The organism is Tunturiibacter gelidiferens (assembly GCF_013410115.1).
GTDB classification, from domain to species: domain Bacteria; phylum Acidobacteriota; class Terriglobia; order Terriglobales; family Acidobacteriaceae; genus Edaphobacter; species Edaphobacter gelidiferens.
In genome coordinates this window covers 634,802-650,926 of sequence record NZ_JACCCV010000002.1, presented here as the reverse complement: position 1 = coordinate 650,926, position 16,125 = coordinate 634,802, and the positions used below count along the sequence as shown (strand labels likewise).

General features: G+C 59.7%; 15 protein-coding genes and 1 pseudogene. 6 read left to right on the top strand and 10 right to left on the bottom strand.

Annotation, left to right across the window (positions count from 1 at the left end):
- Positions 1-14: 14 nt before the first annotated feature.
- The 4 genes from HDF12_RS14795 to HDF12_RS14780 form a co-directional block, all read right to left on the bottom strand.
- Complete coding sequence (locus HDF12_RS14795; RefSeq protein WP_257025679.1) at positions 15-1,832, bottom strand: ABC transporter ATP-binding protein; 1,818 nt, start codon at positions 1,830-1,832, stop codon at positions 15-17.
- A 141-nt stretch (positions 1,833-1,973) separates the two neighbouring features.
- Positions 1,974-2,987, bottom strand: coding sequence for a 3-dehydro-L-gulonate 2-dehydrogenase (gene yiaK / locus HDF12_RS14790; RefSeq protein WP_179584584.1), 1,014 nt, complete (start codon positions 2,985-2,987; stop codon positions 1,974-1,976).
- 76 nt (positions 2,988-3,063) lie between these two features.
- Entirely contained in the window at positions 3,064-3,261 is a 198-nt protein-coding gene (locus tag HDF12_RS14785) for a DUF1771 domain-containing protein (protein ID WP_179584582.1), read from the bottom strand.
- A gap of 52 nt (positions 3,262-3,313) precedes the next feature.
- Entirely contained in the window at positions 3,314-4,099 is a 786-nt protein-coding gene (locus HDF12_RS14780; protein WP_218892553.1) for a glucose 1-dehydrogenase, read from the bottom strand.
- A gap of 104 nt (positions 4,100-4,203) precedes the next feature.
- Here HDF12_RS14780 and HDF12_RS14775 point away from each other — a divergent pair, with 104 nt between their 5' ends.
- The 4 genes from HDF12_RS14775 to HDF12_RS14760 all read left to right on the top strand — a co-directional run bounded on the left by HDF12_RS14775 (position 4,204) and on the right by HDF12_RS14760 (position 7,420).
- Positions 4,204-4,743, top strand: a complete 540-nt coding sequence (locus tag HDF12_RS14775) for a cupin domain-containing protein (protein WP_179584580.1) — start codon at positions 4,204-4,206, stop codon at positions 4,741-4,743.
- 72 nt (positions 4,744-4,815) lie between these two features.
- Entirely contained in the window at positions 4,816-5,646 is an 831-nt protein-coding gene (kduI, locus tag HDF12_RS14770) for a 5-dehydro-4-deoxy-D-glucuronate isomerase (protein WP_179584578.1), read from the top strand.
- Positions 5,643-6,743, top strand: a complete 1,101-nt coding sequence (locus tag HDF12_RS14765) for a sugar kinase (protein ID WP_179584576.1) — start codon at positions 5,643-5,645, stop codon at positions 6,741-6,743. The genes kduI and HDF12_RS14765 overlap by 4 nt, the downstream gene beginning before the upstream one ends.
- A gap of 20 nt (positions 6,744-6,763) precedes the next feature.
- The gene (locus tag HDF12_RS14760) at positions 6,764-7,420 is read left to right on the top strand and encodes a bifunctional 4-hydroxy-2-oxoglutarate aldolase/2-dehydro-3-deoxy-phosphogluconate aldolase (protein ID WP_179584574.1); all 657 of its coding nucleotides are present in this window, start codon (positions 6,764-6,766) and stop codon (positions 7,418-7,420) included.
- Here the strand turns inward: HDF12_RS14760 and HDF12_RS14755 are convergent.
- The 4 genes from HDF12_RS14755 to HDF12_RS14740 form a co-directional block, all read right to left on the bottom strand.
- Positions 7,356-8,702 (bottom strand): alginate lyase family protein, encoded by a 1,347-nt coding sequence (locus HDF12_RS14755; RefSeq protein WP_179584572.1) that lies wholly within the window; start codon positions 8,700-8,702, stop codon positions 7,356-7,358. The two genes, HDF12_RS14760 and HDF12_RS14755, sit on opposite strands and share 65 nt — an antisense overlap.
- Before the next feature lie 483 nt (positions 8,703-9,185).
- Complete coding sequence (locus tag HDF12_RS14750) at positions 9,186-9,566, bottom strand: HPF/RaiA family ribosome-associated protein (RefSeq protein WP_179584570.1); 381 nt, start codon at positions 9,564-9,566, stop codon at positions 9,186-9,188.
- A 112-nt stretch (positions 9,567-9,678) separates the two neighbouring features.
- On the bottom strand, positions 9,679-10,614 hold the full coding sequence (locus tag HDF12_RS14745) for an NmrA family NAD(P)-binding protein (protein ID WP_179584568.1): 936 nt from the start codon (positions 10,612-10,614) through the stop codon (positions 9,679-9,681).
- A 69-nt stretch (positions 10,615-10,683) separates the two neighbouring features.
- Positions 10,684-11,208, bottom strand: a complete 525-nt coding sequence (locus HDF12_RS14740; protein ID WP_179584566.1) for a hypothetical protein — start codon at positions 11,206-11,208, stop codon at positions 10,684-10,686.
- 125 nt (positions 11,209-11,333) lie between these two features.
- Here HDF12_RS14740 and HDF12_RS22940 point away from each other — a divergent pair.
- A pseudogene (locus tag HDF12_RS22940) lies at positions 11,334-11,495 on the top strand (TetR/AcrR family transcriptional regulator); the annotation flags it as partial.
- Between the two features lie 12 nt (positions 11,496-11,507).
- The gene (locus tag HDF12_RS14735) at positions 11,508-11,909 is read left to right on the top strand and encodes a hypothetical protein (RefSeq protein ID WP_257025678.1); all 402 of its coding nucleotides are present in this window, start codon (positions 11,508-11,510) and stop codon (positions 11,907-11,909) included.
- A gap of 159 nt (positions 11,910-12,068) precedes the next feature.
- Here HDF12_RS14735 and HDF12_RS14730 read toward each other — a convergent pair whose 3' ends face one another.
- Both HDF12_RS14730 and pgm read right to left on the bottom strand, forming a co-directional pair.
- Positions 12,069-13,763, bottom strand: coding sequence for a hypothetical protein (locus HDF12_RS14730; RefSeq protein WP_179584562.1), 1,695 nt, complete (start codon positions 13,761-13,763; stop codon positions 12,069-12,071).
- Between the two features lie 112 nt (positions 13,764-13,875).
- A complete protein-coding gene (gene pgm, locus HDF12_RS14725) occupies positions 13,876-15,531 on the bottom strand; it encodes a phosphoglucomutase (alpha-D-glucose-1,6-bisphosphate-dependent) (RefSeq protein WP_179584561.1) in 1,656 nt (551 codons plus the stop codon).
- Positions 15,532-16,125 lie beyond the last annotated feature (594 nt).

Below are 16,125 nucleotides of genomic sequence, written 5' to 3'. Positions count from 1 at the left end.
ATGCGGGAGCGAGGTTACCTGTAGCTTGCGGCCTGCATCTCAAACATGCTCGCATAGAGTCCATTTTTGTCTATGAGCTGTTGGTGGTTGCCTTCTTCGATCAGCCGGCCGCCGGAGAGGACGACGATGCGGTCGGCCATACGTACGGTGGAGAAGCGGTGCGAGATCAGTAGAGCCATCTTGCCGAGGGTGAGTTCGGCGAAGCGCTCGAAGACTTCAAGTTCGCTGCGTGCGTCGAGGGCGGCGGTGGGCTCGTCCAAGATGAGGAGCTGGGCGTCGCGGAGGTAAGCGCGGGCCAGGGCAATCTTCTGCCACTCTCCGCCGGAGAGTTCGACGCCACCTTCGAAGCGACGGCCGAGCATCTGATCGTATCCGCCGGCGAGCTTGTCGACTACGGTGTCGGCGAGGCTTTTGTGGGCAGCAACCTCGATGTCGCTGTCCTGATGGGGCTGATCGACGCGGCCGACGGCGATGTTTTCGCGCGCGGTCATCTCGAAGCGCATGAAGTCCTGGAAGATGACTCCTATGTTGCGGTGCAGATCTTCGAGGTTGTACTCGCGGAGGTCGATGCCGTCGAGCAGGATCTGTCCTTCGGTGGGATCGTAGAGGCGCGTGATGAGTTTGACGACTGTGGTCTTTCCCTGGCCGTTTTCGCCGATGAGCGCGATTCGTTCTCCGGGGGAGAGGGTGAGGTTGAAGTTCTTGAGGACGGTTCGGTTGGTGCCGGGATAGGTGAAGGAGACGTTGCGGAACTCGAAGCCGCTTTGAATTTTTGCTGGGGCGGGAAGGCCGTCGGGGTTGGAGAGGACGGTTGGCTTCATGTCGAAGAAGGCGATGAGGTCGGTGAGGAAGAGGGCCTGGTCGGCGATTCCGGAGGCGGTGGAGAATACCTGCTGGAGGTTGGAGCTGGCTTGCTGAATGGCAGTGGTGAGGAATCCGAACTGGCCGATGTTGTAGGCGCCGTGCAGGGTGCGCCAGATGACGTAGACGTAAGCTCCGTAGTAGCCAAGCGTGCCTATGATGCCGAGCAGACCGCCGACGATGAGCTTGGATCTGGATAAGGTGACGTCTTCGAGGTAGATCTGATTGGCGAGCGTTTGAAATCTATCGGTGAAGAACTTATTCAAACCGAAGAGCTTTACTTCTTTTGCGCCTTCGCGGCTACCGGCGACCTGCCGGAGGTAGTCCATCTGCCGCTTGGCTGGGGTCTGGCGGAAGTTCTTGGCGTAGCCGAGGAAGGCATAGTGGGTTTCGCCAAGGAAGGAGGGAAGGACGCCTAGCGCGAGCAGGAGGACAAGCCATGGGGAGGCAAGCGCCAAGGCAGCTGAAAAAGCCAAGGTGGTGATGATCTGCGTAATCAGGCGGCCCAGCTGTTGGATCATCGCAAGGCGATCTGTGGCCTGCACACGAGCGCGTTCGAGGCGATCGTAGAAGACGGGATCTTCGTAGGTGGTGAGATCGAGACGCGCGGCCTGCTCCATGACTCGAACGCTGACGTACTGGGTGTAGCGGTTGGCAAGGAGCGAGTCGGAGTAATCGATGGCGCGGGTGATGAGGCCGAGGGAGACGTTGAGGACGACCTCGGCGATGACGAGCTTCCAGAAGTTGGGGGCAAGGGCGTGGCCGCGGATGACCTCTGCGATGTCATTCAGGATGTATGCGGCGATCTTCGCGATACCAAACGGAAGAGTAGCGACGATGAGACGAAGGAAGAGCCCCCAGGTGACGACGGCACGGCCTGACTCCCAGAGGATGCGCAGGACGGCCGGCATATTTCGAAGGGCGCTGATCCGATCACGCCATGGACTCTCAGCATTCACAAGGTCTTTCAAATCGCTCCTAAAGTGAGACTGCAAAAGAGAAAGGAAGAGTCACATAGAAGTTGGGCTTCGTTTAATGGATGCAGTAAAGCTATCAGGTGTTGGATATGTAATGGGGCAAGTGATTGACGTGGAGGTCGTTCGCCTGGGGAATCAGGAGAGTTGGAAGGGGTTTAGCTGATGCCAGATTTCGGGATCGACCGGGACGCCGAGGCGTAGGTTCTCTTCGCGGAGTTGCAGGGTCTGTTGGCCGGGGTAACGGATGGGTTTGCCGGGGTCGGCTGGGGTTGCCTGATGGAGCGAGTCGAGGATGGCGTCGGCGATTTGGGAGAGCTCTTGCGGATCGGCGATGGTGGTGGGGTCGATGGCGAGGAAGACCTGGGAGAGGCCGGACTCGCGGAGTGGATCGCGGGGGATCTGGTGGGTGGCCAGGCCGCCGGAGATCATCGCGGCGAGCATGTCGAGGACGAGGGAGAGGCCTGAGCCCTTCCAATAGCCGACGGGGAGGGCGCGCTGGGAGGACTCGATGGCTGCTGGATCGCGGGTGAGATTGCCTGCGGTGTCGAAGCCGCCGTCGACGGGGAGAGGTTGTCCGCGTTTGCTGTAGGCGGCTAGTGTGCCGTAGGAGAACTGCGACATTGCCATGTCGAGAACGACGTGACCGCCGGGGCGAGGAACTGCGATGACGAACGGGTTGTTGCCGAGGGTGGGTGTGGTGGCTCCCCAGGCGGGGAGGTTGGCGAGGGTATTGGTCCAGCAGAGGGCGAAGAGGCCTTGCTCGGCGGCCTGCCAGCCGTAGGTTCCGCCGCGCATCCAGTGGTTGGTGTTGGCGAGGGCTACTGCGCCTATGCCGTGTTGTTTTGCGAGGGTGATGGCTCGCTGCATGGAAGCGTGGGCGTTTAGATTGCCCACGCCGCGATGGCCTTCCCAGCGCTCGATGGCTCCGATGCCGGTGGTTTTGGTGGGTTCGGCGTGGATGTGGATACTGCCGTTGCGGATGGTTTCAACGAAGCGGGGAAATCGATTGAGGCCGTGGGTATATACGCCGTCGCGTGTGGTTTCAGCGAAGAGACGGGCGCACAGGGCGGCGCGGTCTTCGGTGAGGCCGAGTTGCTGCATGGCGCGGCGGAGGGCCGCGTGGAGTTCGTCGAACGGGACTCGAAGCATGGCTCTAGTTTAGAGCTTGTCTAATTTGTCTTCCGTCGATAAGAGTTGGCCGCGGATTTGGCGGCGCATCAGACGCTTAGTTCTTGTTGGCTGGGGCCTGGTCGACTGTCTCCTTCGAGTGCTCGAAGGCTTTGGTAGAGTGCTCTTGGGCTTGTTTGGAGAGCTCGTGGGCGGTAAGGTGATCGCCTTTGCCGTGCGCAGTTGCTGCGGCCTGGTGGGCGTGGGCTGCTTTGTTGTGATATTCGGCGGCGCGGTCGTGCGGGCTTTGCGGCATTATGTGCTCCTTGCTTTGTTGGATGCGTGTTCGCGTCAGGGTGGAGTAGGTGTTATCTGCCCATCCAGCCGCCGTCGACGGTGAGAACAGTGCCGGTGACGTAGTTGCTGGCGGGAGAGCTGAGGTAGAGGGCGGCGCCGGCGATGTCTTCGGGTTGGCCCCAGCGGGCGGCGGGGATGCGCTCGAGGATCTGGCGGTTGCGGGCTTCGTCGGCCTGAAGGGCCTCGGTATTGGTGGTGGCGAAGTAGCCGGGTGCGATGGCGTTGACCTGAATGCCTTTGGGAGCCCACTCGTTGGCGAGCGCCTTTGTGAGCTGGGCGACTCCGCCTTTGCTGGCGGCGTAGGCAGGTACGCGAATGCCTCCCTGAAAGCTGAGGAGGGAGGCGATGTTGACGATTTTGCCGCAGCTTGTGCCAAGGCCGCCGCGCGGGATCATGTCGCGGGCCGCGAGCTGGGAGAGTTGAAAGACACTGGTGAGATTGACCTGAAGGACTTGCTGCCAATCTTCGAGGGTGACCTCTTCGGCGGCGGCGCGCAGGATAGTTCCAGCGTTGTTGATCAGGATGTCGACGCGTCCGAACCTCTGCTTGACTTGGGTGAAGAGATCTTCGGCTCCGCTGGTGGAGGAGAGATCGGCGCGAAAGGCTGCGGCATTTTTGCCTATGGCTTCGGCGGTCTCGGTGGCGGCGCGGCGATTGCCGTGGCAGGCGACCGCGGCCCCCGCTTGCGAGAGTGCGATGGCGATGGCTGCGCCGAGCCCGCTGGCCGAGCCGGTAACGAGTGCTACTTTGTTGTCGAGGCGGAAGCTTTCGAAGATGTTTGCTGAGGTGATTGGCATTATGGTCAATGTACGCGGAGGGTCTCGGCGAGACAACTGATGTGGATGTTGACGGGAAGGGGATGGTTTCGTATGGTTGGGTGATTGTTCGAGGAGAGAACTATATGCGGTCCATGAGGAACTGGGTGGCGGTAGTGTTGATGAGCGGAGCGTCGTTGGGGTGGTCGCAGGCGGTGACGCCAGGGGCTACCACGCAGGCGCAGATCGGGCTGGTAGATCTGTTGACACCGAAGGATGTCGCGGCCCAGGGGGCGGAACAGCTGGAGAGGGCGAAGGCGAGCGCCAGTGGAAGCTCTGGCGCGACGCTGGCGAAGTATCCGGGGCATTACACGATGATTACGGCACGGGCGAAAAGCGGTGGCGCCGAGGTGCATGCAAACTTTTCGGACTTTCTGATTGTTGTAGATGGCGAGGGGACGGAACTGACTGGCGGCACCGTGGTCGATCCGAAGGAAGGGGAGAATGGAGAGACTCGGGGGGTGCGCTTGGAGGGTGCAACGGCCCATTCGCTGCATAAGGGAGATATTCTTCACATTACGGCGGGGACACCGCATCAGGCGATTGAAGCTCCGGGACAGACGATTACTATCTTCGTCATCAAAGTGCAGAAGCCAGCGGTAGAAGCAAACGTGGCAGCGAGGTAGTCAGGTTTTTGGTGTATGGAGTCGCCAGGGGCTCTTGGATTTATTGAATTCGATAGGGGATGGGAGATCGGAATGCGGCTTTATCAGATGGCAGATGCGGTGCGCTACGGGTTGATGAATACCGAGGAGTTGCGGGAGACCTTTCTGCTGGAGGGGATGTTTGAAGTTGGAGAGATCGAATTGGCCTACGTGGATCTTGACCGGACTGTGATTGGTTCGGCGGTTCCTGCCGGCGAGGAGTTGACACTTGAGACGGAGCCAGAGCTGCGCGCGGATTATTTTCTGGAAAGGCGCGAGCTTGGAGTTTTGAATGTAGGGGGAGCGGGTTCGGTGGTGGTAGATGGAAAAAGCTTCGAGATGGGTAAGCTGGACTGTTTGTATGTAGGTCGAGGAAGTAGGGTAGTTACTTTTTCCAGTAAGAGTGTGAATGATCCGGCTTATTTTTATTTATTGAGTTACCCGGCTCATACGGAGTATCCGACTGCGATGGTGAAGTTCGCTGATCTTCAGGGGACGCAGCTAGGAGCTGCGGAGACTTGTAACAAGCGAACTATTTATAAGACTATTTATAGGGACGGGATCAAGAGTTGCCAGTTAGTGATGGGTTTTACGTTGTTGGAGTCGGGGAGTAACTGGAATACTATGCCTCCGCATACGCATATGAGACGGAGTGAGGTGTATTTTTATTTCGATGTGGATCCTGCGCACCGGGTACTGCATTTGATGGGGCCGCCGGACGCTACGAGTCACTTAGTGGTGGCGGATAAAGAAGTGGTGGTGTCGCCGGGGTGGTCGATCCACGCTGGGGTTGGGACAAAGAACTATGCGTTCTGTTGGGGGATGGGTGGGGAGAACCAGGCTTATGACGATATGGATCCTGTCGCGATCGCGGATCTGAGATGAGTGATACCTCGGCCGGTTTGACGATTCGTATAGCGAGTGAATGCAGATGGGACCTGTTGAGTCTCGGCGAAGTGATGCTGCGATTTGATCCGGGCGAAGAGCGGATTGCGGGAGCGCGAAACTTTCGCGTGTGGGAGGGTGGCGGCGAGTACAACGTTGCTCGGGGGTTGCGTCGATGCTTTGGGAAACGGACGTCGATTGTGACGGCGCTTGCGGATAATCCGGTGGGCCGACTGCTGGAGGATCTGATGCTGCAGGGCGGCGTCGATCTGTCACATCTCCGCTGGATGGAGTATGACGGGGTTGGGCGAGAGGCGCGCAATGGGATCTACTTTTTAGAGCGTGGATTTGGATTGCGTGGTGCGATGGGGATGATGGATCGAGGACATACGCCGATCTCTCAGATGAAGGTTGGGCAGGTGGATTGGGATGCGATCTTTGGCGGAGAAGGCGTGCGCTGGTTTCATACGGGTGGCGTGATGTGTGCGTTGTCGGCGGAGGCTCCGGCGGTTGCTCGAGAGGCGATGGTGGCGGCGAAGGGGCATGGGGTGGTTGTGTCGTATGACTGTAACTATCGGCCTTCGCTCTGGAAGAGTGCCGGTGGGCGGGAGGGGGCGAGCGATGTGAATCGTTTGCTCGCTCCGTTTGTGGATGTGATGTTTGGGCATGAGGGAGATTTGGCGGCGGTGCTTGGCGAATCTTCCCAAGGCGCGCCGTGGCATAGCTTTGAGAGCTATGGAGAGATGGCGGCGCGGGTGTGCGGCGAGTTTAGGAATATCAAGGTGATTGCGACAACTACGCGGAGGCCAAAGACCGCGAACCGGAATGACTGGGCGGCTTTTGGTTATGCCGAGGGAAAAGTTTACGAGAGTATTCGATTTGATGATCTTGAGGTATTCGACCGTGTTGGGGGTGGGGATTCCTTTGCTGCAGGTTTGATTTACGGGTTGTTGGATGCGAAGGGAATGCAGTGGGCTCTCGATTGCGGAGTGGCGCATGGGGCTCTGGCGATGACGACTCCAGGAGACAGTTCGATGGCGACGCTGAGTGAGGTGGAGCGGTTGATGGCGGGTGGGGCGGCGGGAGTGCAGCGGTAGAGTTGAGATCAAGGAGATTTATGGAGAAGACTGCGGTACTGCGGGAGTTGCGGGAGATTGGGCTGGTGCCGGTGCTGCGGGCGGATTCGGTCGACCAGGCGCTGGCGCTGGCTGATGCGATTGCCGCGGGTGGGGTGACGGTGCTTGAGGTGACGATGACGGTGCCGGGGGCGATCGAGGTGATGCGTCGGTTGGCGGAGCAGCGGCCGGAGATCCTGATTGGGGCGGGGACGGTGCTGGATGCGGAGACGGCGCGGATGTGCATCCTGGAGGGGGCACAGTTTGTGGTGAGTCCGGCGTTGAATGTGGCGACGATCGAGATGTGTCATCGGTATTCGGTGGCGGTGCTGCCGGGAGCGCTGACTCCGACTGAGATTGTGACTGCGTGGCAAGCGGGGGCGGATGTAGTGAAGGTGTTTCCGGCGGGTGCGATGGGTGGACCGAAGTATCTTACTTCGCTCAAGGGGCCATTGCCACATATCGAGATGATTCCTACGGGCGGCGTGATGTTGGGGACGGCTGCGGAGTTTCTGGAGGCTGGTGCGTTTGCGCTTGGTGTGGGCTCGGATCTGGTGTCGGCGAAGATGATTGCGGATGGAAGGCCAGAGGTGATCACCGAGATTGCGCGGAAGTATCTGGAGATTGTGCGGGCGTTTCGTTTGAAGCAGAAGGCTTAGTTTGTTGGGGGGTGTCGGTGGGTAGCCAGGGCTTTGGGCGGGTGACCCAGAGGAGGGGCTGGCGGATGGGGAAGGTGCGCTGCAGCTCCATGTTGGGCGGGTCGGGGGACAGCGTCTTCCAGAGGGCGGCGTACTCGGGGCGGTCGTAGGCGCGGGCGGCGAAGAGGAGGCTGGGCGGCCGGATGGGGAGGGCCGTGAAGTAGGCTGCGTCAGCACGGTAGGGCCATGTGCCACGGTTGACGAGGTAGGGGTAGAGGCGGGCGATGACGGTGTGCATGCCGGGGCCGTCTTGTAGCTCATACTCCCAGACGCTCTCGAAGCGGGTGGAGAGGAGGAGGCAGATGGCGGTGAGCATGTCCAGGTTGAAGAGAGTGTTGCGGTAAGGGTTTGGGGTGGTGAGTTCGTGGGGGAAGGTGCCGTCGGCGACGATCTGGGCGCGGAGGGTGGAGGTCTTGTACTGGTGGCGGAGGGTGGTAAGGGGGCGGTCGTCGGTTAGCTCGGTGAGGCGAGCGATGGCGGAGGCTTGAAGGAGCCAGGAGGTTCCGTGGTGGCTCTTGTTGTCCCGGGCGAGGCCGGCGAGGCGTGAGGTGTTGAGCCAGTCGAAGTAGTCGGTGAACCACTTGGTGAGGGCGGTGAGTTCTTCAGAAGTGAAGGCCTCGGAGCTGATGAGGAAGGGGAGGGATTGGACAACCTCGGCGAGGTGGACTACTTCGACTACGCCTTCGAGGCGTCCGCTTTTTGAGGGGGGAATGGTCTGAGCGTACTGGAGGCTTGGGGTCATCCGGGTGGCGGGGTTGATGAACCAGGCTCGGAGGTGGGCGGCGGCTTGCTGGGCGTAGCGTGGGTCGCTGGTTAAGAGGAAGGCGGCGGCGAGGGCGGGGACGTAGAGGCTGAGGTTGAGCAGGGCGTCGCGGTGGGAGGTGAAGGCGTCAGGATTGGGGGTGCCGTCCGCGTGTTGGATCCAGGGCGCGTTGGGGTTGGCGGGGTCGGGGAAGTAGTCTTCGGGTTCGGAGTAGAAGTCGTTTGGGGTGCTGGGGTTGCGGGGGGAGGGGAGGGTGGTGAGGGGGACGGGAGGCTGGGTGAGGTAGCGGTTGGCCTGGGCGAGGATGCGGTCGTGGTCGATGGTGGCTACGTCGGGGCGGGCGGTGGGTTTGGGCTGGGTCTGAGAGCTCGGGTTCTGAGAGCTTTGGGTCTGGGTGCTTTGGGTCCGGGCGCGGAGGAGACTGGGGGAGAGGAGGAGGGTGGCGGCTTGGGAGCAGAAGGTGCGGCGGGTGACGGCCATGGTGTTTGAAGCCTCTTCGGCGGCAAGGGTACCACGAGGTTTGCGATGAAGGCGTCGCGGGGCCCCCCTCCCCCCGGGGTATCCTGCACGCAAGTCTATTTTTATCAAGGGTTTGCGGAGGGATAATGTCTGCAAAATATTGCAAAAGAAAGACTTGTGCACAAAATACTTAGAATCAATGTGATAGCCACAGTGTAGAGCCCCGGCTTATGTCCTGGGGCTCTTTACTGGCCTGCTTCTATTTTAGCTTGTTGGTGGAAACTAATGCGCCACGCGAAAGTCCTTGTCTGGCAAGGAGATGTGAGGTCTGAGGGCTTGACAGGTTTTTGAGTGGGGCGCTTTGAGGAAAGGGATGCGACGGTTGTGATTGGGCTGGAAGGTTCGAACGTAGGGGTGGATTCCGTTGGTTCGGTCGAGTCGACTTGTCTTCGGGGGCGAGTCGTGGCGGTTCCGCAGGGGGTGGCTCCCCCTGCGGAGGTCTTCTTAGATGGCTTCGGGTTTGAGGACCAGGTTTTGACCCTGGCCGCTTGCTCTCGTGGTGAGGGCACGGTTTTTGTCTTCGATGCGACCGAAGGTGCTTACGAGGAGTCGTTGCATCTTGGCAGCGGCACCGGTGACTGCGGTTGGGATGTCGGAGGAGTCGTTGGTGACGGCGAGTGCCTGGTGATGTTTGTGACGGACTTCGAGGCGGCAGCGTTTGTCCTGCGCTCCGGACTTGTCTCCGTTTTCGTCGCTGAGATGGACCTCAACACGAGTTAGCTGGTGTTTAAATCGGTTCAGGATGCGGTGAAGATCTGATTCGATCAAGTTGGAGAGTTTGTTGTGCATGGAGATGTTTTTATCGCTGCTGATCTGAATCTGCATTCGTTAAACTCCTTCTCTCTTGCCTGCGAGGTTAGACGCATCAGGTAAGAGAGAAGTGGCCGGCTATTTCGGCTGGTTAGCTGCGAGGCTGTGCAAAACTTTTTGAGAGCTGTTAGATGTTTTGGGCTGCTCTGAGAAATTCAGGAACACTTCCGAATTCTGCTGCGTTGACTTTGAAGAAGTCCTCCAGAGTCTGCGCGCGGCTTCCCGTGACGGTGCGAATTGTATCGGTAACTTTGCGAGCCTCTTCAGTTCGTCCTTCGGTCGATCGAAAGTATCGCCAGAGATGGGACAGATGATCGAGCGCGTGAGAATTAATATGATCTCTCATGGCGTCGGTCCACTGCTCATCCGTGATGCTGACATACCGTATCGGGCGCTGAAGTACGGCGCTCAGTGTGTCGAATATCTGCTTCACTGTGGGTGTTGCAGCGACCAGATCATACGAGCTGGCGGAAGGCGTCTCTGAATGAGCCAGCAGCGTGGCCGCCACACGAGACACGTCCTCTGCGCCTACCAGGGAAATTGTGGCGCTCCCGTCGCCCCATGGCAGAAACACCGCGCTCTGTTCGGCGACACTCTTTCTCACCAGCGCGCGCACGTTTTCAAAGTACGGCGGCGCATTCAGATGAACCGCTCCCACCTCTGCCCAATCGAAGATGCGATCTGCCAATCCATGTTGCATATTGCGAAAGCTCGGTGCTTTGCGCGCGCCCTGGAGTTGCGAATTGTTGACGACGAACTCGGTCTCCGCTTCGCGTGCGGCGGTAGCAAAGATCGTTGTAGCCTCCAGCAGCCCATCCGTTACGGGGTAGGTAAAGTAAGCCCGTTTTATCCCTTTGAGAGCAGCGCGGACGGAGTCTGGGTCCAACAGATCCCCTTGCACAACTTCCGCACCGAGTGCAGCGAGAGCATCGGACCTTGCATCCAGCTTATGGACGAAGGCACGAACCGGAATACCCTTTTCGAGCAGAAGAGCTGTTATTCGGCGTCCTGTGGAGCCCTGGGATCCGCCAGACGCACCCGTGACAAGGATAGGTTTAGACATTGTTCTTCTCCTTCGTGACATGTGGTCGTGAGGTTTCTTAGAAAACGATTGGTGCGGAGTTGATATGAATCAGGATGCGGTCGCATCGCCGATGAGGACAGAGGCGGCCCTGGGGTGCGGACGCACCAGCCAATAGAGAGCGACAACGTGCGTGATCATCAGCAAAGGCACATAGAGGATCGGGATCGCGTATGCGGCACCCAACTGCCCGGCCACCACAGGAAGACCGAGCCTGACCGCGTGATAGTAGTCGATGAGGATGTCGACTGTTCCCACGAGATTGAAGGCGACGACGAAGAACCAAAAGAGCGGACGGACCCTTACCGTAAGAAGAGCCAACAGGGCGAGGACTCCGGCTGCAAAGTCGCCGTAAGCGGCGAAGTTGGCGAAGCCAGCCGGCAGATTGGGGCCGACAACGCCTGGGAGAATAAAGACGAGCCCGAAGAAGCGGAAGCTGTGCACAGTGGCGATGACGCGTTGCGCTTCAACCCGTTCCATCGACCTGAGCCGGGGCAGAACATACACGCTGAAGCAAAGCAGGCACGCGACATAACCTAAAACGAGATGGGTTTCGAAGAGCGTTTGTGGCGACATTTGAGGCCTCCTGTACGCATAGGATTACGTTAATCATCCTATGGATTCAGAGTTTTTCTTTGGATGGGGCCTGGGCGGCTGACGGATTGCACCGTGAGATGATCGCCAGCATCCTATAATGAACGATGCGCTACAGGCCCGAACACAAGGTTGAAATCCATCAGAAGATTGTGAAAGATGCGTCGCGGCGCGTTCGTACCGAAGGCATTAACGGCGCCGCGGTTTCAGCTGTGATGCGGGACGCCGGCTTGACCCATGGAGGCTTTTACAAGCATTTCGAAAGCAAGGAGGAGTTGCTTATGGAATCGCTGAGCGAGGCTTTCCAGGAGATAGCCGACCGCCTTGCTCAAGTCGGCGAGCAGTCCAAACCCGAGACGGCGTGGAAGGCGATCGTAAAGACCTACCTGAGCCTGGAATATTGCGATCACGTCGAGTACGGATGCCCCTTGCCTGCTCTTGCGCCCGAGATGGCGAGGGTGGATAAGGCGATGAAGCCCCGGATCTTTGAGGAACTGAAGAAATACAGGAGCCGAATGCTTCCGTTTATGCCTGGCCGGCGGACTGCCGATAAAGAGCGGGCTTTCTTTTCGATCTTTTCAACGATGGTGGGGGCGATTGAAATCGCCCGGATGCTGCCAGAGCCCGTGATGCGAGAGAAAGTGCTGGCGAGTGCCAGAGAGCTTCTTTTGCGGAGCTTTTGATCTTTCGAGTGGGACTGGCGGCGGCACAGACGCCAGCGCGCGTACCGATAGACCGGTGAATCAAGAAACGTAGCTCTCAAAGACGGAACGCATCGCGGCGGGAGATGAATTTCCGCCGCGATGCGTTGTGGGTGGACAGGTGTTTCGGGTGAACTGCGACTACCAGCGATCGTGATCTGGCCGTGTGCCGGGAGTGAAGGAGACGCCACGGAGGACCTCGGCGAAGTCGGCTTTACGGAGGATGGTGAACTTCTCCTTGGCGACTTTGGCGGCGTCGGTGTTGGATAGATCGTCGGTGACGGCTACGAGGCGGTTTGGATCGGCGCCCTGGTCTCCGCTGCCGCTGACGGTGGAGGTGATGGCGTAGAGGGTGACCTTGCCGTCGTCAGTGATTTTGCCAGTGAGATTGCGGACGCCGTCGGTGGCTGGCGACCAGGGAAGGCTGGTGGCTGAGTTGGTACCGGTGGGGTACTTGTTGACGGTGTAGGGGACGCCGAGTTCGAGGCCGGTCTGCAGGGTGTAGGCGCGGCTCCAGGTCTTGGTGGAGGCGTTGAAGATCCACTTCTGGATGCCTGCGCTGGTTTGGGCGGCGGCGTGGGTGTAGAGGGTGGTGTCGCTGGCGAAGCCGTCGCCTTCATCGGCTACGTAGAGGGTGTCAGCATTGGCGAACCAGATGCCGAAGGGAAAGGCGAGAGGGTTGGCGGTCTTGGCGAGGGCGGTGGGGAAGCCAGCGAGGATGCACATGTTGCTGGGCAGGCCGGAGGTTTGGAGCTTGGTTGGGTCGTAGGCAAGAGGCGAGATGGGGAGCGTTGCTCCGACGGCGGGGACGCCTACGCCGTTGGGGCAGGCGGTGCCGGTGGTGTCGACGAAGTAGACGGTGTTGACACCGTTGCCGCCGCTGCCTTTGGTGAAGTAGAGGACGTTATTGAAGACGGTCAGGCCGCGGAAGTTGTCGTCTTTGCCGATCTTGTCGGCCTTATCGCCAAGCAGGGTAACGGAGAAGCTGGCGACAGGGGTGGGGGCGCCGGGGTTCTGGAAGCTTTCCGGTGCATTGGCGGGGTCGATGATCTGGGCTCCAGCGCCGAGGATGACGCCGTTGGGCTGGGGGTTGCTGCCATTGCCGGCGTTGCCGGAGGTGTAGAAGAAGCTGGCGCCGTTGGTGTTGTTGAAGATGGCGGCGCGGCCGTTGTTGCCGCTGTAGGCGTTGGTTTCGGTGAAGGTGAATTTGCCGGAGCGGTTGACGGTGGCGACGGCACGATAGTAAGCCACGCCGACGGGGTTGGTGGGATCGATGACGCCGGGGGTGTTGGAGTTGGAGACGTCGATGGTGTTGACGGGAGCGACGTAGTCGACGAAGGTGAGCAGCTTGCCGTCGGTGGAGAGGTTGAGAGCTTCTTCAGACTTCGAGCTGAAGCTGGTGACGAGCTGATTGCTCTCGGAGCGGATGTTGCGCTGGGAGCTGTTGGGCACTTCGAGGCTGTCGAGGAGGAAGCCGAAGGGGGTGATCTGGTCGAGATAGACCTTGGAGGTGATACCGAAGCTGCCATCGGCGAGGACGTTGTTGAAGACGAAGGGGAAGGTGCCGTCGTTGGTCGCGGCGACGCAGGGAACGGTGGTGTTGGCGCAGTTTGGCGGGAGGAGCGCGCCTACCTTTACGTTGTTGGGGTTGTTGTCGTAGACGCTGCGAGAGACGACGAGATTTCCGGGGTAGAAGTGAATATCAGCGTCGCGGTCGTGGTCCTGTGCGCTGGCGGGAATGCTGGCGGCGAGGGTGGTCAGGGAGAGAGCTGCGAAGCTTTTTGCGAGAAGAGGCCAAGAGCTTGTCTTGCCTGTTTTGGTGAAGGGGGAAGTCATTCGTGTCTCCGGATCAGTGAGATTTACGTTCTCTGATACGAAGAGGACTCTAGTCGGTCGATGTTAGCGATTCGTGAATCCGGGCGAAGGGTTCAATGACGTGAGGGATTGGTCAGGAGATGGCGGTGGTCACGAGCGATTGCGCTTCGGTCTGGATTTGTTTCAGGTGGTCTTTGCCTTTGAAGGATTCGGCGTAGATCTTGTAGACGTCCTCGGTGCCGGAGGGGCGGGCGGCGAACCAGCCGTTCTCCGTTGTCACTTTCAGCCCGCCGATGGGGGCGTGGTTGCCGGGGGCTTCGGTGAGGATGGCGGTGATGGGTTCACCGGCTAGTGTTTTCGCGGTGACTTGTGCAGGGGAGAGTTTAGCTAGCTTAGCTTTTTGATCTTTGGTGGCTGCGGCGTCGATGCGCTCGTAGACTGGATTGCCGTATTTGGCGGTGAGTTCGGCGTAGAGCTGGCCGGGGTCTTTGTCGGTGCGGGCGGTCATCTCGGCGGCGAGGAGGCCGGGGATGAGGCCGTCCTTGTCGGTGGTCCAGACATGGCCGTTGCGACGGAGGAAGGTGGCTCCGGCGGACTCTTCCCCCACAAAACCTAACGACCCGTCGATGAGGCCGTCTACGAACCACTTGAAGCCTACCGGGACCTCGAGCATGGGGCGGTTGAGGCCCTTGGCTACGCGATCGATGATGCTGGAGGAGACTAGGGTTTTGCCGATGCCGACTTTTTCCGACCACTGAGGGCGGTTGGTGAAGAGGTATTGAATGCAGACGGCAAGGTAGTGATTGGGGTTGAGCAGGCCAGAGGTGCGGGTGACGATGCCGTGGCGGTCGTGGTCGGTGTCGGCGGCGAAGGCTACGTCGAACTTTTCGTTGTTAGCGATCATGGAGGCCATCGCGTAGGGGCTGGAGCAGTCCATGCGGATGCGGCCGTCCCAGTCGGTGGTCATGAAGCGGAAGGTGGCGTCTACGTTGGGGTTGAGTATTTGTAACGGTAAGTGATACTTATCCGCGATGCGGGGCCAGTAGTGGACGCCAGCTCCGCCGAGCGGGTCGACGGCCAGTTTGAGGGTGGTTCCGGCGAGGACTTCGAAGTCGATGACGTTGGCGAGATCGTCGACGTAGGAGGTGATGTAGTCGTGGCGGTGGGTGGTGGAGGCGGTGAGGGCTTTGGCGTAGGGGATTTTTTTTACGGCGGTGAGGCCGGCGGCGATGATGTCGTTGGCTCGGTTCTCGATCCACTTGGTGGCGGTGGTGTCGGCGGGGCCGCCGTTGGGTGGGTTGTACTTGAAGCCGCCGTCCTCGGGTGGGTTATGGGAGGGGGTGATGACGATGCCGTCGGCTAGCTTTTCTTTACGCTGCGCGTTGTAGGTGAGGACGGCGTGGGAGAGGGCGGGGGTGGGGGTGTAGGCGAGGTCGGTGTCGACCATGACGTCGATGTTGTTGGCGGCGAGGACCTCGAGGGCGGTGGCGAAGGCGGGCTCGGAGAGGGCGTGGGTGTCTTGCGCGAGGAAGAGGGGGCCGGTGGTGTGCTGGTCGCGTCGGTAGTCGACGATGGCCTGGGTGATGGCGGCGATGTGGTCTTCGTTGAATGCGGTTTTGAAGGCGCTGCCGCGATGGCCGGAGGTTCCGAAGGCCACACGCTGGGCGGGGACGGTGGGGTCGGGATGGAGGGTGTAGTAGGCGGTGACGAGGCGGGAGAGATTGACCAGGTTGGCGGGAAGCGGGAGTTGGCCGGGCTGGTTGGGGGTCTGAGTTGGTTTGGTGCTCATGCCGTTCACGTCCCTCTTCGATTGCCTTCGATTGTTGTGACCTCTGCTCTGACCCTTTGACACTATATGGGATGCGGGTGGTGTGGGAAATATCGGTCTTAGAAGGTGTCCGGAAATTCAAGAGATCTTGTAAGAGCCTGTCCAGAAACTGTCCTGCCGGACGGGCCTCCTGCGCGGAGGGCGGGCGTTCGCACGCATTCTTACTGCTTCGCGTGGTCCTCCCGTTGGTCGGAATCAACTTCCTTCCGACCAACGGGAGGACCGAAGCAGCTAACCTCACCCAAACAAGGTACACACGTCACGAAGTGACCGCTCCACGCGCAGTGGGCCCGTCCGGGAGGACAGTCTCTGGACAGCTTCTTAGAAAGCTGTCCAGAAGTTCAAGAGATCTTGTAAGAGCTATCCGGGCTTGTGACCTGATTTCAGTGAGAACAAGCAACTGCAAAGGCGAAATACGGGGGTCTCTCCACTGCGCCGTGCGATAAGACCGCACGGCTCTGGTCGAGATGACGATCTATAAAGTTTCTGGACAGGTTCTTAGGGTGGAGGGTGGAGTTGGTCATGGGGTTGGTGGGGAGCGGGGAGGACTTGGCT

Coding starts and splice junctions, on each gene's coding strand:
- HDF12_RS14780 (WP_218892553.1), bottom strand. CDS start 4,099: ATGCCAATCACCTCAGCAAACATCTTCGAAAGCTTCCGCCTCGACAAC.
- HDF12_RS14735 (WP_257025678.1), top strand. CDS start 11,508: ATGGAATCGCTGAGCGAGGCTTTCCAGGAGATAGCCGACCGCCTTGCT.
- HDF12_RS14785 (WP_179584582.1), bottom strand. CDS start 3,261: ATGCCGCAAAGCCCGCACGACCGCGCCGCCGAATATCACAACAAAGCA.
- HDF12_RS14750 (WP_179584570.1), bottom strand. CDS start 9,566: ATGCAGATTCAGATCAGCAGCGATAAAAACATCTCCATGCACAACAAA.
- HDF12_RS14765 (WP_179584576.1), top strand. CDS start 5,643: ATGAGTGATACCTCGGCCGGTTTGACGATTCGTATAGCGAGTGAATGC.
- HDF12_RS14740 (WP_179584566.1), bottom strand. CDS start 11,208: ATGTCGCCACAAACGCTCTTCGAAACCCATCTCGTTTTAGGTTATGTC.
- HDF12_RS14760 (WP_179584574.1), top strand. CDS start 6,764: ATGGAGAAGACTGCGGTACTGCGGGAGTTGCGGGAGATTGGGCTGGTG.
- yiaK (WP_179584584.1), bottom strand. CDS start 2,987: ATGCTTCGAGTCCCGTTCGACGAACTCCACGCGGCCCTCCGCCGCGCC.
- HDF12_RS14755 (WP_179584572.1), bottom strand. CDS start 8,702: ATGGCCGTCACCCGCCGCACCTTCTGCTCCCAAGCCGCCACCCTCCTC.
- kduI (WP_179584578.1), top strand. CDS start 4,816: ATGCGGCTTTATCAGATGGCAGATGCGGTGCGCTACGGGTTGATGAAT.
- HDF12_RS14775 (WP_179584580.1), top strand. CDS start 4,204: ATGCGGTCCATGAGGAACTGGGTGGCGGTAGTGTTGATGAGCGGAGCG.
- pgm (WP_179584561.1), bottom strand. CDS start 15,531: ATGAGCACCAAACCAACTCAGACCCCCAACCAGCCCGGCCAACTCCCG.
- HDF12_RS14745 (WP_179584568.1), bottom strand. CDS start 10,614: ATGTCTAAACCTATCCTTGTCACGGGTGCGTCTGGCGGATCCCAGGGC.
- HDF12_RS14730 (WP_179584562.1), bottom strand. CDS start 13,763: ATGACTTCCCCCTTCACCAAAACAGGCAAGACAAGCTCTTGGCCTCTT.